The sequence below is a fragment of the Beduini sp. genome, from assembly GCF_047239305.1.
Taxonomy (GTDB): domain Bacteria; phylum Bacillota_I; class Bacilli_A; order Erysipelotrichales; family Coprobacillaceae; genus Beduini.
The window spans coordinates 111,644-128,709 of record NZ_JBKTEM010000005.1 but is presented as its reverse complement, the minus strand read 5'-3'; the positions used below and the strand labels follow the sequence as shown (position 1 = coordinate 128,709).

The window sequence follows — 17,066 nt, the reverse complement described above, 5'->3', positions numbered from 1 at the left end:
GGGGTTGCTATTTAGTGTTACTCATAAGTTATTTCATTTATAGGAGGCGATTAAATGGAAGAAAAAAAGGATCCTAATGATTGGTCAAAAAAAAATATGCTCTTTGTACGCGCCAAATATAAAAGCGATTTCGTTGATGAGTTTAAGGCTGCCTGTAAACAATTAGGTATTACTCAAAGCGATGTATTCAGAGAAGCGATGAAAAAAACAATTCAAAATGCAAAAGACAATAATAAATGTAAAACGGAGGATAAATAAAATGTATGATAAAATAAGAAAAATTTTAAATAATGAATTAGTAGGAAAGACTTATACAAGTTGGATCGATCTTGACAACGATATGATAGATTATGGATTTGCTTCTGAAGAAAATGCAGACTGGGATCAGTTAATATCTGATGAGAGCATTGCCTATGCACTAAAAGAAGATATTGAAAATGAAGATTATATCATTATTAATTTCACAGTTATTGATAGTAATTCTCCATATAAGTTTACTATTACAAGCGTTGAATAAAAAATTGCCCTAATTCCAATTAAGGAATTAGGGTTTTATTTTGCTCTATAATTTTAACTTGATCGTGATAGACTTCTATATCCCGATCACCGCATCTAATTATATAGGTACGGTGTTTTTTCTCAGCGATACAAATATCTTTATTAAAGAAATTTAAATTTAATGATTTCCCGTTCATATCTTTAGCGTTAGGAACTAATATAATTTTTCGCATACCTCTACCCCTTAATAACTAGGACTTGTCCCGGATAAATTACATCATCAATCAGACCATTCCAATTTTTGATATCTACATATCTTGTAGGATCGCCCAGCAATGTGCCAGCAATATCCCATAAAGAATCTCCGGATTGTACGACATAGTGACGATCCGGATTTTCTGTATTCTCTGCAATATCACCGTCATTCACAAAGCACATGCCATCGTTAATCAGATAAGGGTTATTGGTTCCCGGGTAAATAGCGGTGATCGTCCCCTCTCCAATATCCGGCACTAGGGCTTCACCATTAGGCGACCAACCCACTTTTGCGGTAGACGAAGCATAACAACTCCCAAAATAAACATATTCTCCTACGTGGTGCTTTAAGGTTGGTTGTGGCGCTGGTACTGGTTCTGCTGGCTGACTCACAACGTTGCTTGTCACTCCTGCATATTTATCCCAAGCATCTAAATCGCCATAGAAAACATTGCAATCTAGCTTACCGTTATAGCCGTCTAAGCACCCTGATGATGTAAATTGCCACATCGCATAAAACGGCCAGTAGTTAACTTTTGGTTCTGCGCCAACATTAGTCATATCATAATTATAAATAGGATCATATCCTTTATACTTTGCTACCCATAAGCCATAACCGGCATTAGCTACAGCAGACCAATCATACTGGTTAACTACGCTTTCAGACATGTAAATCATAGGTTTTACTCCAGTGGCTTGCTCAACGATCTGTAACCATTCTAATGCCCAGCTTACGTCCGATGTCTGTTCTTCCCAATCTAAGACCGGAATACCTTTACCAAAATAGCCTTTACAGTTATTAACAAAAAACTCTGCTTCTTGTCTAGCTGTGTTTTGTGCATTTTGCGAATAGTGATAGAAGCCTACTTTTCTGCCTATATTTAAAGCTTGCTGAACGTGTTTATCACAGTAAGGGTTAATATACCCAGTTCCCTCTGTAGCCTTAACGACAGCAAAATCGAAAGCAATTTGACTTAAATCCAAATCGCTTTGCCAACTTGAAACATCTATTCCATATAACATATTATTTTTCCTCCTGATAATCTAACGCCTTTTTAATTTCATAAAATACCGTATTGACGAAATCTTTAATCACCGTTGCCGTTACAAACGGTTTTATTAATGCCGGTAATTTAGATCGGATATTTTGAATAACAAAATTTAACTTTTCTTCATTTTCTCCTTTGTTGAATATTTCCTCCGCTTTTACGATATAATCAATCGCTAATCCTCTTAATGTTTTCTTTTTAATAGAATAGGTTAACCCGCTCACCGTTACTAACCCAATCACTATAATGCTAATGAATGTTTGTTGATCCATCTTGATTCCTCCGTTTATTTGATCGTTAATTTTTTTATTTCTTCATCCATTTTTGTAATCATGCCGTTACCTCCGAGATCATGGTAAGCCCCATACATCATGACCCAATTTTGATAGGCATAACTTGGTATTTCTCCCAACTCCATATATTTATCATGGTACTCAATCAGCTGTACTCTTAATAAGCAGCAGAGAGCTTCTTTTATTGCGCTTTCTTTTGTGGTGTTCGCTTGCTTTCGATTCTCTCTAAGACGCTTATTATCCTTATAAAGTTGTTGAACCACGAAACTTAAAAGTCCAACGGTTAAACTTACCGCGCCCGTAATTAAATAATTCATTTTTTAGTTTTCCTTCCTATTCATTTTGTGATAGTTGCCAAACCCCGTTGACTTTGATATATACTGTTCCAGCTTTCCAAACCCCATTGACTTTGATATACATTGTTCCAGCTTCCCAAACCTCGTTGACTTTAAACCATAACATAGATATCCCCGTCTTTCCCTAGGCTGTTATCCGGCGCTACGTTTCCGCTATATGTACGAATTGATGTACGTTGTAATTCTTCCACTTGTTCTACCAATGTAACGGCATCTTTACCATCCACGCATTTATAGACGATTATTTCAATTCGTGTCCCAACATTCTGTGGTGGACTATTTAACGTGACATATTCTCCTGTGTATGTGTATTGATCCGAAGCTAAACGGAAGCCATTAACATACACCTCTAACAAATCGATTTCATAGTTGAAGCTCGGAACCTCTATCATGAAATCATTTTGATAGGCGGTGGTCGTTGAAATTACATTTGAAAATCGGCGTAATAGCGTTGAACTAGATAACGTTTCACGCATCAAATTAAACCAATCATCAAAGATTTTTTGACTTGCTTCTAATTGTTCTTTTTGACTAGCTTGCCATTGTAAAAATAAAGTGGCAGTATCTAAGTTTTGCACTAATCCTCGCACATAACCACAAACCGTATTATCCATGCGGGTGTCGGTTATATTGGCTTGTGTAATAGTCGTTGTCTGTTTATTAACATATATTGTTGCCAAGCAATATTCTTTTAAGCGATCGTTACGCACCATTGTGGGCGCTCCCGGTGTTGATGCTTTTTCTCCTTTTTTGATTCGCACTCCCATATCTCTTAGATCGTGATCACAATACCAAACAACGGCATCAATACGAGGAAGTGTTACGTCGCTTGCTTCTATGTCAAGATTAAAATCAGCATCGCACACCATCTTATGACCGTCACTCCACGCATCGCCTGCTTTCACCGTGATACTCATGCCAGTATTTTGCATAACCTGTAAATTATTCGATGGATCAGTAAAGACACCGTTGCCTACCAGTTTTCTTAAATAATCACAAAAGTTCTCTGATGTGTACTCACGGTCATATTTTCCATCCACTTCAACTGCATCAAAGAAAAAACTTTTTATTGCCATATGTTCCCTCCTTATAATCCGAAAGTCGGATTGATACTATATTCTCCCGTTTCACTCATACTTTCGATCACTTCTACTAAGCGACCGTTAATCCCAATCCCCCAGCCTGTATATTCCGTTACACAAATATCACCTAAAAAGACATCTTTTTTATACTCTACACTTCTAAAATCAACCGTACCTTCAAATACCGTTGTCACTTCGGTAATGGCTTCTAGTCCTGTTTCTTTTAATTGTTTTTGATAATCTTTTTCGCTAATTTCTCCATTATTCGTGCTTAGGTCACGCCGATCATGAAAATATTCGTAACGCTCTAATCCTGTATTGTTTGCTTTCCCAACCCATAATTTTTTTCGTTCAATTCCTTCCCCTTCTCCGGCAACTAACACATCGCTAATGGTTGAAGTGTAATCTTCTGAATATTTAGAAGATAGCAAATTGCCGGCGTGATCTGAAAACACGACATAGGGGTTACTTGTTTGAGCATAACTGCGATCTTCTCCCTTATAAAGTTGAAAGATCATTTCATTGTTTTCACTTAAAATTGTTTTAAATCCTATCCCGTAGGTTTCGCATATTTCCTCTATCGTTTCTAATAAATTTTGACCAGTATATTGAACCTGCAGGCGTTCGGTAAACGTTGCATTGCCTATTTTTAATCCTGGTATTTGCCGAGCGGATAGTAATGGCATAATCGCATTATTTTGAATAAGCGTGTAAATGCCATGTGAAACGGTTGTGTTTAATTGCGTTTGATCCGCAATAATTCTTCGACCTAGTAAAGAAGATAGGAAACGCCCGCTAACCGTGACAATCTCTTGGCTATCCTCTCTTACTTCAATTTCTACTTTTTCAATCACACCCACATGGTCATCATCATCGCGCATGACATAATAATCTTTTTTAAACCATTCTTTCGTTTGCTCATTCACATCGACCGTCAAAACAAAATCACCGCATGTATAATAGCGTGCCGTCCATATAAAGCTGATATAATTATCGATTAACCCTAACCGATTGAAATGTTGATCCATAATAATGGGGATCATTTTTTCCATGCTTACACCCCCTCATAGAGTTGCGAATGATAGAAGGTAACGCCTAAATTGACTTGGGTATCGTCATCTGCTTCGGCGACAAAAGTATTTTCTCCTGTCTCTAACTGCAGCCATGTAGATCCACGCATAAGAGAATTAAAAAGATTGATTTCTTTCCCGTTGCGAATAAGCAAGATTGTTTTTTCTCCTTGCGATGTATGGATCACAATAGCATCGGCTGGCTCCAACGTATATTGAATGCCAATAAACTCATTTGTAATATAATTGAATATTTTCGGATTAATCACACGGGCATAGGCATACAATTCGATTTTTAAACCACAGGTAATATCTCCATGGTTCACGATTGTAACATCTTTAAACTGATCAAATCGGCTAAATGGAATGGGTTTTGATTTAGCAATCGCAAAAGGAAATTTAAACATACCAATTGTATTTTCTAATCGATTCACTAGTTCCTGTGCTTCTTTAAAAAATGGTGCTGGACAAAAGATAGAAAGAGTAATCGTCTGTGGGTTTTCCCAATAAGCAACTTCTATACTTTCGACAATCCCGTGAATATAAATATCTCGGTATTGACTGGTGTAAAAGACATCTACCCCCTGCTTTGATTTTAAAACTTTGTACACCTGTAAGCGATTCGCTTCTGAATTACGATTGATCGTGAAAGCTAGGTTAATTGTCCTAGGATTCACTTTTGCAGAATTAAAGGTGACACCATCCCCTAAAGCCGTTTCATTTGTATTAATTGTAGCGTTAGGTGGGTTAAGTCCTTGCGTATCAATGAGGGTAAAATCTCCCATTGGGGAAAAAGTAAGGCTTTCCCCTTTACTGTTTTTTAAAACCAGTTCAAACATCCTTATCCCCCTTTCTTTCTTCTATTTTTAGCACTGAATAACAGGTTATTTGTTTGACGGTACACCTCTAAACTATTGATTGGTTTAGGACTGTTAATAATCTGCTGATAAGAGATCGTGGGAGGTGTTGTTTGTGACATAGGGGCAGGACTAGAAGGCATTGTCGTAGCAAAAGCTAGTTTCGGAGTAACAACATCGTGATTAAGACTTAATTTCCGACTTAAATCCGGAACCGCTTTTTTGGCTTCTGTTACCATTGTTTTTCCTAATTTCTGAATTGATTTTTTAATTCCAACGATATTTTCCGTCACTCCTAATTCAACTCCGGAATCAAACAGTTTCCCGATGTTTTTTCCTTCTCTTGAGGGTGAATGAATATCCAAACTCTTTTTAAGAGACGAAATCATCCCTGTTCCTAACCCAGCTAAAGCTGTATAGACATCGCCTTGCTCGTTCTCAATTCCGGATTTTACACCTTTTACGTATTGTTCTCCCGTCTCCGTGTATTCCCATCCGTTCTCATCGAGTTTAGCTAAGCCCTGTGAAGCGAGATATTCCCATGCACTTTCTGTTTCCGGTGTTCCATCACGAATCCCTTGTTTTGCACGTAATGTTTGATTTAAAGCAGCCAGTTTATAATCTTCTGTATTTTTCGCAAAAGCATCTACCCCACTTTGGCTTAAATTTTCCCAAGCACTCGCTATTTCCGGATTCTCTGTATCGATCGTTGATTTCTGATCGCTCAAATCTTTCTTTAATTGTGTTAAACGATTGGCACTGGCATTGATCTGCGACAAATACATCGCATCCCCGGTTTCAACGTATTTTTGTTGCAGATAACTCAATAAATTTTCTTCGTTCTGAATTTGTTGTTGAGTAGATAAGACCACCCGTTCACCTTTATCATTATAAGAAGCAACAATACTGTCATTGATGGTTTTAATGCTTTCTGCACTGCCTTCGGCATATAACTGTTGCAAATATTCTTGTTGCGCGATGGTATCGGTATACCCTTGCGCAAGCAATGTTTTTTGGTCAGTGGCTTCCTTTAATGACTTCACTTCTTCCATATTGAAGAACATATCTCTCATTGCCTTGAGTTCATTGTCTTCTATGTGTTTCGCAATTTGTTCAGCTTCGATACGCGCCCATTCCGCTTTTTTTTCGGCATAAAGTGCTTCTGCCTCTGCCGCCTCTTGCCATGCTTTCGTTTGGTTTTTAATAGCTTCTGAATAGGCTTCTTCTCCTGCATTCAAGATGGCTTGTGCGCGTTTTTTCTGCATCAATTCATCTAAGACCTGTATTTGCTCTTGATAATTGGTGATGATACCGTCTGTCATTTCTATTTCAGTTCCTAATGCTTTATTAAGTTCTCCTAAAATATAATTGGCGCGTCCTTCATACCCCTCTTTTACCTTGCCATTTTCATCTACCAGTGAAGTCAACTCTTGCTTTAATTGGCTATAGTAATCCATTTCGGCGACCGATTCCGCCATCATTTTTTGTTTGCTCTCGATCAATTCGTCAAAACTCTCTTTTTGAGCGATCGCTTCTTCACGTAAGGCTTTTGCTTTTTTTACGTTTTCATCGGTCGCACCTGATAGCAGCATATAAGCACTTACGACTCCTGTAACGCCTAAGGCTAACATTCCCCATGGTGTCGCTGTATGTAACGCATTTAATAGCTGTGTCTTTACGATTTGGGCGTCGATTGTTCCATTTAACAGCCCCATGACCGTGTTAAAGGCGATACTCGTTCCTTTGGCTAACAACTGAATGGCGTTTAATTCACCAGTTGTTTTTGTCGCTATTGCTGTTTTCGTATGATAAATCAACATGGTGGTTGCTAAACCAGTAATCAAAGGAATCAACTTATCGGAATTATCGATCATCAGTCCTAACCCTTTAATCAGTGGAGGAATGGCTTTGCTTGCCAACTGAATAACATTTTTAATCAAACTGAAAACCAAATTCGCTAAGGTTTTTAATGACTGCTTGGTTGCTGGCTTGTCAAGTTCCTTTCCGAATTTTGTCAATTCTTTTGTCACTCCTTGAATGGCTTTTTTCAAATCATCTTTGAACACATCAAAGAGTTGAATCCCCAACCCTTCGGCAGTAGATCCAGCAATCGTTAACGCTCCTTTTACATTATCAATCATTGTATCTGACATACGTTTAGAAGCCCCATCAGCGTTTTGAATGGCAGTCTGTAGTTTGACATAATCCGCTTCACTTGCATTAACAACGGATAACATTCCCGCCATTGCTTCTTTTCCGAATAAAGTAGCAGCCACATTGGCTTGTTGATCTTCGCTTAACCCGCCAAATGCGCCACGTAATTCATTAATGACTTGAATTAACGTCTTCATTGATCCATCTGCATTCGCTAGAGATAAATTGTATTCCTCCATAATGTCTGCCATCGCTTCAGTTGGCTTTGCCATATTGGCAATTGCATTTTTTAAAGCTGTTCCGGATTTTGATCCTTTGATCCCGGCATTCGCCATTAATCCAACAGCGACCGCAACATCATCAACGCTATATTTCATCGCCCCGGCTAAAGCCCCAGCTTCTTTAAACGTTTCCCCCATTAATGAAACATTCGTATTACTTGAACTTGAAGCCTGTGCAAGTACATCAGCAAAGTGGGCGCTATCTTTTGCAGATAACCCGAATGCAGTAATCGCATCGGTTACAATATCCGATACCGTTCCAAGATTCTCGTTAGAAGCTGCGGCAAGATTGATAATACCGTCTAATCCTTCGAGCATATCCGTTGTTTTCCACCCGGCCATCGCCATATATTTCAAGGCTTCGCCTGCTTCTGTCGCACTAAACTTTGTTTTAATTCCCATTTCTTTCGCTTTTTCGGTGAGCAGTTGCAATTCTTCTGCCGTTGCCCCACTGATGGCTTGCACCTCAGACATCACGCTTTGAAAACTCGCCCCGACTTTGGAGCTATAAGCCAGCATACCGGCAAGCGCTGTTACTCCAGCCTTTAAAGATACCACTAACCCGTTTTTCACCTTAGTGGATAGCTCTCCTGTAACCTCTTTTAAATCGGTTAACTGTTTTTTAGTTTCTTCCGTTTTAAGAGCCAATTTTGCTTCTTCGCTTGCTAAGTTATTAAATTCAGCAGCCGTTAATTTTCCGCTTTTTCGCGCATCAATCAACTTTGTGTCAAGATCACGTAAGGCTTTTTCATTTTTTCCAATACTCGCCACTTGATTGTTGATCTTCGTGGTCAACTCTTGCGCGCTTCGTGAGTTCTCACCCTCGTTTTCGACAACGAGACGATATTGTTCTTTTAAATCTTTTAACTTATTATTTTCTTGTTCTAAGATGGCATTTAACTGCTTTTTTCTAGCAGTTAACCCATCTGCTGATTTCGACCAGCCGTCCATCGAAGAGGTAACGGCTTTAAACTCTGAATTCGCTTCTTTAATCAAACGGTTGGATTGCTGAATATTCGCTTTTAAGTCGCTAATATCCAGCTTCCATCGCATTGTACTATCGGTTGTATCTCCTGCCATTTTTGTCCCTCCCCTCAATACCAATCATTATTATTTGCTGGTCTGCGAATGATGACATCCCCATTCGCAAGGACCTTTCTTGATTCTCCGGATGCAACTTGATTTGATTGCCTTTTACTGCTTTTCTTAATCCTTTGGATAAGCAGCATCACCTCCGACCACTTCTCTTTACGAATGATAAAAGGATTGAGGGAGGAATAACGTGTGCATAATTGATCGGTCAAATTAAATAACATTTCATAAAGGGGTATAGGTTCCCCTATACCCTCATTTAGTTTTTTTCAGTGTCTCCTCCTATAGAGGTATTGACTGTTGTCATTAATTCTTGAAATAGCGGCACAAGTTCCTTGATTTTTATGCGTTTGAGTTCATCGTCAGTCACTCCGATAAAAATATCTTTTAACAGCCCTTTGATTTTCGGTAAATTGTCCTTGATTAAAGCATAAATTCCATCATCATCTTCTAATAAATCAATTTGATCCATGATGGATAAAATATCTTCTATGGTTCCAAACATAATGTCGTATTGGTCGACTTCAATCGTACGTTCTATTTCCTTTTGATTTTTATAGATATTTAATTTCAAAGTTCATCCTCCTATTCACTTGATGGTGGTGTTAGCGGCTTTAATGTGTCGATTGTAGTGACTGCTTTAAAGAAATTCTTCAAATCCGCTTTACCATCAGATTCGTCCACCACTAATGCCTTTTGGCTTTTTCCGGTCTTAGTGAATTTATGAATTGTGTGTACACCTGTAATAGTTAATTGTTGATTATTCGTATCTGTTCCTGCATTTTCGGTAGCACTGGTTTCATCAGGAATAGTACAGCTACATTTATAACGCCATACATAGCGATATGTCCCATCTGTTTTCTTTAATCGATACCCTAAAGCGATATAAGTAGGTTCTGTTTCCCCATCAATGAACGCCCCTGTTTCGGCATCAATGGGTTTTCCTACTAAATCCGCCAAAGTCATTAAATCTAATGCCGGCACAGTTAATGCGACCGTGTCCGCTCCCTCCGCATTGATTGTCAACATTGCTTTATTATCGTAATATTTTGAATCTGATGATGTTTCCGTGGTTTTGCTGATTTCTGCGACAGGAGCGAGCGTTTTTACGTCGCTGGTTGTATACGTTTCTAGCGTATCATCTGTCACTTTCGCATAGACGAGGTTGTCCACCCCTCTAAATTCTTGTACTTTTTCCATGTTTTTCCCCTTTCTATAATGGTTCTACATATAAAACGGTGATTCCTCGCCCGGTATGACTTGGCTCATCGCTGATAAGATCATGCCCTGCACCGTCAATAATAAATCCATTTGTTTTTAATTTTTGTTTTGCTTCTATCAACATAGCATTGGTTTTAGAGGGATCAACGCTATAAAAGTTGACATCAAAATCCCATAAGATCGCTTTTTCAAAGTTTGAATAAAATGTCGTGGAATACGTGTTATTGTTATAAAAGCTAAAGAAGTGTTCCGGATAGGGTTGATCCTGTTGAAGTGACCCCTGTAAAATGACGGGATAGCCATACGTTTCTAAAACGGCAATTAATTTTTCTTTCACTGTCTGCATACCCGTCCTGTCTACCTCTTTCCCAAAGCAATGTGCTTTTTCATAATTTCCATTTGCAACTTCCTTATTTTCCGTTTTGTGTTCGCTCCTCGAATGGCGTTATAAAGTTTGACATCCTTATTCATTCTTGGTGTTCCCCACATCAAGAAAATAGAGGGAAACCCGCCGTCACGAATTTTAAATCCGACATCAATTTCAGCAACACTCCCTAACCAATGAATTGTGGAATCTTTAATAATTGCTTGTTTCGTCCTTCCGCTTCGCTCATGGGGTTTCATTGCCGGCTTTATTTGACTTTGTATTAGATTTTGTGTTTGTTTTAAAGTTTCATCGACAGCAGGCTTTATATTACCCGACACTCGATCTAATTGTTCTGCCAAGATGTCAAATCCCTTAAAGGTAATACTCATCTTATTCGCCATTAAGCACGTCCTCCAATACATTTGATTTTGAATTGTAGAAACTGATTTCTAAATTCGATGTTTTCGGGTTCATTCATGATTTCATAAACTCGGTCGTTTAACGTATTTATGACACGACAATCGCTTAATATGTCCGGTCGGTACCATGTCCTCACCGTTGCTGTATCAATCACCGTGTATTGATCGTTAATTGTGGTTTCTGTTCCTCCATAGCTTCTTACCTCTGCGAAAAATAGATATTTTTTCTTATCTAATGTTGAAATATCCGGGTAAATTTTAGTAGGTGTCCCAAATTTATTTTGATATTCCGGGACGAGAAGCCACATAGGCACATTAAAGTTCTGTGGTTTGGGTCTGTATGCCATCTTCTTCCTCCTCCAAACTTAATTGAATGACCCGTTCTTTAAAATAGGGGCTTAATCCCGTTGAGCCGTTTCCATAGTTCCAAAGATCAGAAACACCGCGGGCAATCACACCGACACATTTTTTTGTATGAATCATTTTTTCCGATACACCCGCACTTAATAAATAGTTCTGTGTTTCTTCAATATAAAATTGAATGGTGTCATCTAAATAATCTCCCGTAATTGTTAAAGCCGTTTTAACGGTATCCAGCATAGTAAATGTGTCGTTCATGCCCTAACCTCCTTTTCTTTATAATTTAAGCTGCCGCTTTCACCGTCACGGTAATCAACGACCCATTGTCAATGACTTTTCCATCTACGCTCATTACCGCTTTAGTGAGCAAATCCTCTGTATCCCAATCCTGTTTCTTTGTAATTCCCATGTCATAGACTTCATTTAATACATAATCGGACATATCAAAGATAAAGGCTTTTGTATTCCCCATTTCTTCCGCATATGGGTGACAAACAACGGCGCGCCCTAAAATAGTTCTTTCCGGTTTTCCATTAATGCCATAGTTAACACGTGCAATCGGTTGACCATTCGCATCGGTAATCCCCATAATGCTCATGAACGTTGTTTTGGTCATATACCATTTAGAAGATTCTTCAAATTCAACTGGAATCAATCCTTCAATTTCGCAAAGTTCCTTATATGTTGGCTCCGCTTTTGCCAATTCTTTTGTAGCAATTGGTGTTTCCTTTAAAATGCCTTTCGGCTGTGTGGTTCCATTTCCATTAATAATGGCTTTTTCTTTGGCGATCACCATCGCTTTTGCAACGCTTTCAATAAACTTCGATTCAAAGGTCGCTAGTGCTAAGGTTCCCACTTCCATTGACATCGAGATTTCACAACGCAGTTTATAGTAACTAAAAGTAATTTTACCCGTTGATTTCTTCTGACGATCTGATCCTTGCCCTTCAGATACCCATGTTGCGATAGGTTTTACGTTACTGGTTGGAATGACCACGCCGGCTTGATAATTGGTTTTAGTGACTAATGGCAAAATCATGCCACATTCTTCCATACGTTCAATGATCTTATTGACTAAAACAGTTGGAATAGCACTGGCTACATCAGCAGTCAACGTATTAGCATTCGCACGTAGTTCATCGGGAATAGGTGTACCCGCAATGACATAATTCATGAACGCTGTACGATATTCAGCAGAATCCGTTCCCACGCTTTCTGCTCCGCCATTTGATCCACGTAATCCATAAGTATTTAAGATATTGAATTGATCCGGATTTGAACGGCGTTGCATTTCATTTTGAGCATTTGCCAACTGTTCTTGAGCATTACGGAGTTGCTCTTCTACTTCGTCCGTAGCATTCAAAATTTCTGTTCTTTCCTCTGCGGTCTCGGCTGTTGTAATTGCTGTTCGTAATTGTGTTCGTTCTTCTTCATAACCGTTAATTAAGTTTTGTAAATATTCTTCAAAGTTCATTATTTTTCCCCCTTGTACTGTATCGTTTAATTAAAATCTTTGTTTTCATGTCTCTCTTTTCTTCTTTGATATCCATCAAAGTTGCTCTTGCACTATCCAGGGCTTTGCGGTCGCTTTCCAGCAAACCGTCGGCACGAGCATTTATAGAAGTTCCTAAGTAAGCCGGATAATTCACTCCGCTCACCTCTTGAACATAACCGATCTTGGTAATTCTTCGCTTTGGCAGTTGTGTATCTAAGTCCGACCATTCATCCGCTTCCACGCGTAACATAAAGGACATTCCGTCAATATCTTCATCTTTAACCGCTAGATAAAAATCACGACTATCACTCCGATCCAAATTCAATTCTGCACGCATATGTACACCCGCATCATCAATGGTAAAGGAAAGGTGATGATTTCGTGTCCGTGCTAACGGTTTTGTTTTTAAATCATGGTTGAAAAACAAAGCGACATCTTTCAACACACTCTCTGAAACAGCGCCACGGGCGATCGTTTCCTCAAATAATCCGCCGATAATGGTCGGCTGTTCAAAAACGATAGGTGTTCCTTCTACGATTCCAATATTGCCATTGCTTTCATCCGCTCTTGCGCTATATTCGCTAAATGCGCGCTGACATAATTCGTGCATTTTTGGCTTTTCAAATTTAGGCATTCTATTCTCCTTTCAAATAAAAATAAAAGCCTACCAAATAGCGAGATTTCACTATTTTGATAGGCTCATAGGCTCTTCATTGACTTGTATAATCGACCGACATCGACCGCATTTTATTTCTATATTTTTAACTTCTCCTTTTTCTTTAATCTTAAAAAGTTTTTTATGACAGACGGGGCAACAGAACCACTTCTCATTATTCATTTGTTCCATCCCCCTTCATTTTATTCTTTTGTGTTTGATAGGCACTTGCAATATTGGTATCAATATAGTTGAGGGATTGCTTACGAATACCCTCTAATTCTTTTAATGGACGATAACCAAACGCAACACGCTTTTCATTTTCAAACAGCGTTCCGGATTGACCTAGTAAATCCACCATCGTTAACCGTTGGCTCATGTTCATAAAGGCGAGTTCTTCAGGATAAAATTTGATTTCGTCTTTATATCCCTTATTGCCGGTATCTTTTAAAAGTCCTTTTGTGAATTTCTGACTAACACCAATAACAAACGGCTCTAACGTGGCTTGATAAAAAGCTTCATAGATTTCGGTTGTGTAATTACCGCGAACGATTTCAACCGGTACACCGAAGTTGCGTAGAATCTTATCGTCTATAAATCTTAGCGTCGCTTCATCTACGATTTTAATATCGCGTTTAAATTGTAAGTAATCCGCTTTACCATCAATAGCTAAAATGCCACTTTCTGAATTGCGTAATTGTTTTTCAAATTCACGTACAGCTTTTTCCGTTTTTTCTCGTTCAATCATGCCGCCAAACTTGACAACGCCATTGATGGCAAAACTGGCATTTAAGGCTTTTTTAACTCCCTGCAGCAACATATCATTTAGTCGTAAAACTCCTAATAAAGCATCGTTATCAGGCTGACCGGCTTCATTCCCACCCATAAAATCATCAACTGAATAATTTTTACGAAGATGAATAAATCGTTCATAGGGTAAGGTGGCTTCATACCCATTCTTAAACCGCATTTTTAAATATAGTTTCCCTGTTTGATCTTCTAATAGAGTGACGTTCGTTGGAGTGACAGGGTACAAACTTTTTATAGTTCCATTACGATCATACTCTTTATAGATAAAACTATTATAATGAAGGACTAAGTTCCACATGAATTTTTCTATAAATTCCGATGTCGTCATCAAAAAGTTGGGATTATTTAACACTCGCTGATACTCGCTGTCCTCTACCGGGATAGGATCAAATCCTTTAAGTCGGATGTGTGTAGGATTTAACTTCGACATTTCACGAACGATAGCACCTAAGGCTTGTTGAACGACATCACTCGCATATATATTGGTGCCGAACTGACTATAAATAGGGGCAGAACCATTCAACATCCTTGCATAGCTTAAATTTTTCCATTTCTGACCAATGGCTTTTATACTATCCATGATTCCCAACAGAACACCCCTCCTTATTGTGTATTTTCAATGTAAGTAATAAAATCTTTTTTATATCGTCGATATGTTTCATAAAGAATAATCAAGCTGACCGCCCCATCTATACGGTGTGCGCTTTGTCCTTTCAACTTAACCGGCATAATTAATCCTGTGTCCCATACTTGCACGCTCGTATTTTTTAAACACCATGTATCAATAGGATTGTTATTGAAATTGACTAACTGATCTTTCAATTCCGTTTCCAATAGTTTCATCGGGTTAGACATCACTTCCCGTTTTTGTAAGACAATATCCGTTTCAAACCCGTATTCGTTCATTTGCTTAATGAACGCTTTACTTAGGTTACTGTCATAGCCAGTTACGAAAGTCTTTATGTCATATTCATGATAAATTTCTGCAAACCAATCCGCAACATGAGCGCCGTCTACCTCATTATCATCTTCAATTCGTATAAAACCTTGACGCGCCCATTCTGAATAATCAGCGCCGGCGTTTTTATCGTCACTATTTTCTAATTTAGATCGTGGAATCCAATACATTTGATAAATATATTTAGTTTTATCATTTGGCTTCATAAGCAGTATTTTCGCACTGCACATATCGGTTGTTTCAGCTAAATCCACCGCTCCTAGGCATATACTACCACGAAACGATTCCAACTCAAAGCCCGCAAGATAACTATAATCTTCCAAATCCAACCACGCTTCTGCGTTGCTCACTTTAAAGTCAAAGTCCTTTGCTAATGTGAAAATACGATCTGATCGGCTTCGTCTTGCTTTATCCACACGATCTTTTAAATACGACCATTTCTTCACAGCTCCAATGGAAGGATTGGATTTCTCCCAATCCAAGTTGATTCCCTCTTCATTTGTTTCCCATACTTCTAATTCGGAATCTTGGGTATAGAACCACGGTAACATTCTTTTAGCACTTTCGCTGTCATCTTCACCGTAAATGATCTTACGGTATTCTTCTGTCTTTTGATCCAAAAAGCCATCATTTGTAAAGCCTTCGGAACTGAACATAAAAATCTTATATGAATCTTTTACCGATGTAGACTGCTGAATCGGACTATAAATGCCATCATCGAGTAATTCATGGATTTCATCAAGTCCGGCGAAGTCGATGTTTCGTCCTTCTTTCCCGCGTGAAGAATCGCTTAATTTGAAAATCTTATTATTCGTGATGGTGCAGGTAATCCCTTTTTGATTGCGCCATGTATCTAAGCTATCCGGATCAATCAGCAAACGCATTTTATCAACCGCTTGATAACACAAATCTGCGATATTATCATTGGTTCCGGAGCAGACGATATCGCTTCCCGGATTACCTAGAAACATTTCGGTCAATTCCAATGCGGAGATAGTTTCACTTTTCCCATTTTTACGACTAATTAAAAGAAGTATCTCCTGAAATCGATCCACCCACCCACCTGTATCGATCGATTTCATTTTGAAGGAATACGATACCTCGATAAACGCTTTTTGCCAAAGCTGCAGCTTCATTGGCTTTCCATAGAAGGGAGATTTTGTCAGCTTCACACAATTTTCAATAAAATCTATACGTGCATAGGCATCATCAATATTATAAATATACCCATCTTCTTTAAATTCTTCGATTAATCGATCCAATTCTAAGATCATTTCTCGACCGGCTCTTATCTTCCTTTTTTTAATTGCTTGCCGATATTCCCACAGATACGTTTCTTCAAGTTTGATATTTGTGGTAAGGTTATTCATGTTTTAATTTCAAACTGGCAAAGTATTCTCTTAAAGGGCTTGTTCCCTCGTCTCCGCTTTTTGTTGTCAAGGAACATAATATCTTAATACAGTTATTATATTGCTGCAGAAGTTCTTTATATTGTTTACTTGCCGGCGTTGGCTTTTGTTGTGATCTGTTTTGTGGATTTACTCGAATAAACGGTAAGGCTCTTAAATATTTAAGCTGTTGTTCTAAAAAGAGGACATCCTCTATCATTGGCAGAATAATATTTTTAACGTCATCGTCGTAAGCTTTTAAAATCCTTTCTAATGCTTGTTTTCGCTGATCTTCTACGGTTTCATTTTTCACACTTTCCCCTTCTTTCTAAAATCATCATTCCCAAGATGATTTCAATTTCAAAAATCTCAAAAAATGGCGTTCGGTGAGATATATTAGTCCTCC

At 38.4% G+C, this 17,066-nt stretch carries 22 protein-coding genes; 2 read left to right on the top strand and 20 right to left on the bottom strand.

The genetic code is table 11. The features are described 5' to 3' along the window. Positions 1–54: 54 nt before the first annotated feature. Together ACLRVU_RS09775 and ACLRVU_RS09770 are read left to right on the top strand one after the other, a co-directional pair. Complete coding sequence (locus ACLRVU_RS09775; protein ID WP_412891698.1) at positions 55–258, top strand: hypothetical protein; 204 nt, start codon at positions 55–57, stop codon at positions 256–258. Between the two features lies 1 nt (position 259). Beyond that, positions 260–517, top strand: coding sequence for a hypothetical protein (locus ACLRVU_RS09770; protein ID WP_412891697.1), 258 nt, complete (start codon positions 260–262; stop codon positions 515–517). Positions 518–536: 19 nt separating this feature from the next. Here ACLRVU_RS09770 and ACLRVU_RS09765 read toward each other — a convergent pair whose 3' ends face one another. From ACLRVU_RS09765 to ACLRVU_RS09670, 20 genes are all read right to left on the bottom strand, one after another. Beyond that, positions 537–731, bottom strand: a complete 195-nt coding sequence (locus ACLRVU_RS09765; RefSeq protein WP_412891696.1) for a hypothetical protein — start codon at positions 729–731, stop codon at positions 537–539. 4 nt (positions 732–735) lie between these two features. Further along, positions 736–1,776, bottom strand: coding sequence for a GH25 family lysozyme (locus tag ACLRVU_RS09760; RefSeq protein WP_412891695.1), 1,041 nt, complete (start codon positions 1,774–1,776; stop codon positions 736–738). A gap of 1 nt (position 1,777) precedes the next feature. Beyond that, entirely contained in the window at positions 1,778–2,074 is a 297-nt protein-coding gene (locus tag ACLRVU_RS09755; RefSeq protein ID WP_412891694.1) for a hypothetical protein, read from the bottom strand. A gap of 14 nt (positions 2,075–2,088) precedes the next feature. Next, a complete protein-coding gene (locus ACLRVU_RS09750) occupies positions 2,089–2,412 on the bottom strand; it encodes a hypothetical protein (RefSeq protein WP_412891693.1) in 324 nt (107 codons plus the stop codon). A 16-nt stretch (positions 2,413–2,428) separates the two neighbouring features. Continuing rightward, complete coding sequence (locus tag ACLRVU_RS09745; RefSeq protein ID WP_412891692.1) at positions 2,429–2,557, bottom strand: hypothetical protein; 129 nt, start codon at positions 2,555–2,557, stop codon at positions 2,429–2,431. Further along, the gene (locus ACLRVU_RS09740; RefSeq protein ID WP_412891691.1) at positions 2,544–3,527 is read right to left on the bottom strand and encodes a hypothetical protein; all 984 of its coding nucleotides are present in this window, start codon (positions 3,525–3,527) and stop codon (positions 2,544–2,546) included. Before ACLRVU_RS09740 ends, ACLRVU_RS09745 begins: the two co-directional genes overlap by 14 nt. Positions 3,528–3,538: 11 nt before the next feature. Then, positions 3,539–4,585 (bottom strand): siphovirus ReqiPepy6 Gp37-like family protein, encoded by a 1,047-nt coding sequence (locus ACLRVU_RS09735; RefSeq protein ID WP_412891690.1) that lies wholly within the window; start codon positions 4,583–4,585, stop codon positions 3,539–3,541. A 2-nt stretch (positions 4,586–4,587) separates the two neighbouring features. Next, entirely contained in the window at positions 4,588–5,442 is an 855-nt protein-coding gene (locus ACLRVU_RS09730) for a phage distal tail protein (protein ID WP_412891689.1), read from the bottom strand. 2 nt (positions 5,443–5,444) lie between these two features. After that, a complete protein-coding gene (locus ACLRVU_RS09725; RefSeq protein ID WP_412891688.1) occupies positions 5,445–8,975 on the bottom strand; it encodes a phage tail tape measure protein in 3,531 nt (1,176 codons plus the stop codon). Positions 8,976–9,246: 271 nt separating this feature from the next. Beyond that, positions 9,247–9,561 carry a hypothetical protein gene (locus ACLRVU_RS09720; RefSeq protein WP_412891687.1) on the bottom strand — a complete coding sequence of 105 codons (315 nt, stop codon included), beginning with the start codon at positions 9,559–9,561 and terminating at the stop codon, positions 9,247–9,249. Positions 9,562–9,572: 11 nt separating this feature from the next. After that, positions 9,573–10,187: a major tail protein gene (locus ACLRVU_RS09715; RefSeq protein WP_412891686.1), complete on the bottom strand. Its 615-nt coding sequence runs from the start codon at positions 10,185–10,187 to the stop codon at positions 9,573–9,575. A gap of 13 nt (positions 10,188–10,200) precedes the next feature. Further along, complete coding sequence (locus tag ACLRVU_RS09710) at positions 10,201–10,554, bottom strand: hypothetical protein (RefSeq protein WP_412891685.1); 354 nt, start codon at positions 10,552–10,554, stop codon at positions 10,201–10,203. 11 nt (positions 10,555–10,565) lie between these two features. Next, entirely contained in the window at positions 10,566–10,976 is a 411-nt protein-coding gene (locus ACLRVU_RS09705; protein ID WP_412891684.1) for a hypothetical protein, read from the bottom strand. Then, positions 10,976–11,341 (bottom strand): head-tail adaptor protein, encoded by a 366-nt coding sequence (locus ACLRVU_RS09700; protein ID WP_412891683.1) that lies wholly within the window; start codon positions 11,339–11,341, stop codon positions 10,976–10,978. The genes ACLRVU_RS09705 and ACLRVU_RS09700 overlap by 1 nt, the downstream gene beginning before the upstream one ends. Then, positions 11,310–11,612, bottom strand: coding sequence for a hypothetical protein (locus tag ACLRVU_RS09695; protein ID WP_412891682.1), 303 nt, complete (start codon positions 11,610–11,612; stop codon positions 11,310–11,312). The genes ACLRVU_RS09700 and ACLRVU_RS09695 overlap by 32 nt, the downstream gene beginning before the upstream one ends. A gap of 25 nt (positions 11,613–11,637) precedes the next feature. Continuing rightward, positions 11,638–12,828: a phage major capsid protein gene (locus tag ACLRVU_RS09690; protein ID WP_412891681.1), complete on the bottom strand. Its 1,191-nt coding sequence runs from the start codon at positions 12,826–12,828 to the stop codon at positions 11,638–11,640. Next, positions 12,818–13,483 (bottom strand): HK97 family phage prohead protease, encoded by a 666-nt coding sequence (locus ACLRVU_RS09685; protein WP_412891680.1) that lies wholly within the window; start codon positions 13,481–13,483, stop codon positions 12,818–12,820. Before ACLRVU_RS09685 ends, ACLRVU_RS09690 begins: the two co-directional genes overlap by 11 nt. Positions 13,484–13,679: 196 nt before the next feature. Then, complete coding sequence (locus ACLRVU_RS09680; RefSeq protein ID WP_412891719.1) at positions 13,680–14,894, bottom strand: phage portal protein; 1,215 nt, start codon at positions 14,892–14,894, stop codon at positions 13,680–13,682. Between the two features lie 23 nt (positions 14,895–14,917). Beyond that, entirely contained in the window at positions 14,918–16,642 is a 1,725-nt protein-coding gene (locus ACLRVU_RS09675; RefSeq protein ID WP_412891679.1) for a terminase TerL endonuclease subunit, read from the bottom strand. Then, positions 16,635–16,973 carry a hypothetical protein gene (locus tag ACLRVU_RS09670; RefSeq protein WP_412891678.1) on the bottom strand — a complete coding sequence of 113 codons (339 nt, stop codon included), beginning with the start codon at positions 16,971–16,973 and terminating at the stop codon, positions 16,635–16,637. The genes ACLRVU_RS09675 and ACLRVU_RS09670 overlap by 8 nt, the downstream gene beginning before the upstream one ends. Between the last annotated feature and the right edge of the window lie 93 nt (positions 16,974–17,066).

Coding starts and splice junctions, on each gene's coding strand:
- ACLRVU_RS09775 (WP_412891698.1), top strand. CDS start 55: ATGGAAGAAAAAAAGGATCCTAATGATTGGTCAAAAAAAAATATGCTC.
- ACLRVU_RS09770 (WP_412891697.1), top strand. CDS start 260: ATGTATGATAAAATAAGAAAAATTTTAAATAATGAATTAGTAGGAAAG.
- ACLRVU_RS09765 (WP_412891696.1), bottom strand. CDS start 731: ATGCGAAAAATTATATTAGTTCCTAACGCTAAAGATATGAACGGGAAA.
- ACLRVU_RS09760 (WP_412891695.1), bottom strand. CDS start 1,776: ATGTTATATGGAATAGATGTTTCAAGTTGGCAAAGCGATTTGGATTTA.
- ACLRVU_RS09755 (WP_412891694.1), bottom strand. CDS start 2,074: ATGGATCAACAAACATTCATTAGCATTATAGTGATTGGGTTAGTAACG.
- ACLRVU_RS09750 (WP_412891693.1), bottom strand. CDS start 2,412: ATGAATTATTTAATTACGGGCGCGGTAAGTTTAACCGTTGGACTTTTA.
- ACLRVU_RS09745 (WP_412891692.1), bottom strand. CDS start 2,557: ATGTTATGGTTTAAAGTCAACGAGGTTTGGGAAGCTGGAACAATGTAT.
- ACLRVU_RS09740 (WP_412891691.1), bottom strand. CDS start 3,527: ATGGCAATAAAAAGTTTTTTCTTTGATGCAGTTGAAGTGGATGGAAAA.
- ACLRVU_RS09735 (WP_412891690.1), bottom strand. CDS start 4,585: ATGGAAAAAATGATCCCCATTATTATGGATCAACATTTCAATCGGTTA.
- ACLRVU_RS09730 (WP_412891689.1), bottom strand. CDS start 5,442: ATGTTTGAACTGGTTTTAAAAAACAGTAAAGGGGAAAGCCTTACTTTT.
- ACLRVU_RS09725 (WP_412891688.1), bottom strand. CDS start 8,975: ATGGCAGGAGATACAACCGATAGTACAATGCGATGGAAGCTGGATATT.
- ACLRVU_RS09715 (WP_412891686.1), bottom strand. CDS start 10,187: ATGGAAAAAGTACAAGAATTTAGAGGGGTGGACAACCTCGTCTATGCG.
- ACLRVU_RS09710 (WP_412891685.1), bottom strand. CDS start 10,554: ATGCAGACAGTGAAAGAAAAATTAATTGCCGTTTTAGAAACGTATGGC.
- ACLRVU_RS09705 (WP_412891684.1), bottom strand. CDS start 10,976: ATGGCGAATAAGATGAGTATTACCTTTAAGGGATTTGACATCTTGGCA.
- ACLRVU_RS09700 (WP_412891683.1), bottom strand. CDS start 11,341: ATGGCATACAGACCCAAACCACAGAACTTTAATGTGCCTATGTGGCTT.
- ACLRVU_RS09695 (WP_412891682.1), bottom strand. CDS start 11,612: ATGAACGACACATTTACTATGCTGGATACCGTTAAAACGGCTTTAACA.
- ACLRVU_RS09690 (WP_412891681.1), bottom strand. CDS start 12,828: ATGAACTTTGAAGAATATTTACAAAACTTAATTAACGGTTATGAAGAA.
- ACLRVU_RS09685 (WP_412891680.1), bottom strand. CDS start 13,483: ATGCCTAAATTTGAAAAGCCAAAAATGCACGAATTATGTCAGCGCGCA.
- ACLRVU_RS09680 (WP_412891719.1), bottom strand. CDS start 14,894: ATGGATAGTATAAAAGCCATTGGTCAGAAATGGAAAAATTTAAGCTAT.
- ACLRVU_RS09675 (WP_412891679.1), bottom strand. CDS start 16,642: ATGAATAACCTTACCACAAATATCAAACTTGAAGAAACGTATCTGTGG.